We start from the raw sequence: 1,051 nt of genomic DNA, 5'->3' as shown, positions 1-1,051 counted from the left end.
ATGTGTTAAACCGCGCTGGTATCGGTATGGAAGTAATGCACGAGCGTAATGCACACAACTTCCCCTTAGACTTGGCTAGTGGTGAACAGGCTCCTGTAGCTCTGATTGCTCCTGCTATCAATGGTTAATTCCTAGTCTGAATGAAAAAGCACTCCCGCGAGGGGGTGCTTTTTTGTTGTTAGAATATAAGGTGGTTTTTTGAGGTTAAATTATGATCAGTTTAGAACAAGCTTTAAATACTGTTGAGCAACTATCTTTAGAACAACAGGAAATGTTATTAGAAATTTTACAAAATCGTTTACTTGATATTCGTCGTCAAGAAATTGCTAGAGATGCTAGGGAGTCAATTAATGCTTTTCATCAAGGAGAATTTAAACCTCAACCCCTAGAAATTATTCTGAGAGAATTGAGAGAAACTTTAGAATAGATATTATGAGAGAACTGGTTTTAACGCCTAAATTTAAGCGGACTTTCCGTAAGTTTGTTCTCAGAAATCCTCAACGACAGAAAGCGATTGAGAAGACATTGGCACAAATGAGGGAAGATATTTATTTTTTGAGCTTGGGAACTCATTCATTAAGAGGGGAATTATCGGGACTTAAAGCTTGTTCTTGTGGTTATGATTGCCGGATTATTTTTTCTATAGAAATTGAGCCAGACACCCAGGAAGAAGTTATCATTTTACTTGACATTGGTACTGATGATGAAGTGTATTGATAAAATAGGAAAAACTAGAAAGCGATCCTGCGGGTTTCTGCGTTGCGGTACACATATATTTATAATAAAATAAATTTCGCTCTCTTAGGTTTGGTAGGTCTAAGATACAGTCCTGGTGACGAGCGAGTGGAGCAAACCACAAAGACACAAAGGACACAAAGATTGATCGCTCTTATATAACCCACATTCCGCACCCTAAGTGTCACAACGTCTCAAAAGAGGAAGATGCCTGAGTCAAAATACTTATCTAGAGGAGTGAGTTGGCGGCAAGCTGCCGCCAACTAAGCCGAAAATTTCAGGGTTCCCCCGGTCATTCTCAATAAACAGTGCTTGT

Annotated in this window: 2 protein-coding genes; both read left to right on the top strand. The window is 39.2% G+C overall.

The features are described from left to right. Nucleotides 1-211 precede the first annotated feature (211 nt). Nucleotides 212-427 carry a hypothetical protein gene (locus PX482_RS02710; RefSeq protein ID WP_002750830.1) on the top strand — a complete coding sequence of 72 codons (216 nt, stop codon included), beginning with the start codon at nucleotides 212-214 and terminating at the stop codon, nucleotides 425-427. Nucleotides 428-432: 5 nt separating this feature from the next. After that, on the top strand, nucleotides 433-717 hold the full coding sequence (locus PX482_RS02705) for a type II toxin-antitoxin system RelE/ParE family toxin (protein WP_002764224.1): 285 nt from the start codon (nucleotides 433-435) through the stop codon (nucleotides 715-717). Nucleotides 718-1,051: the final 334 nt, after the last annotated feature.

Source organism: Microcystis sp. M53602_WE12 (genome assembly GCF_030065455.1).
Taxonomy (GTDB): Bacteria; Cyanobacteriota; Cyanobacteriia; order Cyanobacteriales; family Microcystaceae; genus Microcystis; species Microcystis aeruginosa.
Note: the sequence above shows the minus strand (reverse complement) of the source record. Positions and strands in the feature narration are given on the sequence as shown.

Excerpts from the sequence above, each read along its gene's own strand:
- PX482_RS02710 (WP_002750830.1), top strand. The coding sequence starts at position 212 with ATGATCAGTTTAGAACAAGCTTTAAATACTGTTGAGCAACTATCTTTA.
- PX482_RS02705 (WP_002764224.1), top strand. The coding sequence starts at position 433 with ATGAGAGAACTGGTTTTAACGCCTAAATTTAAGCGGACTTTCCGTAAG.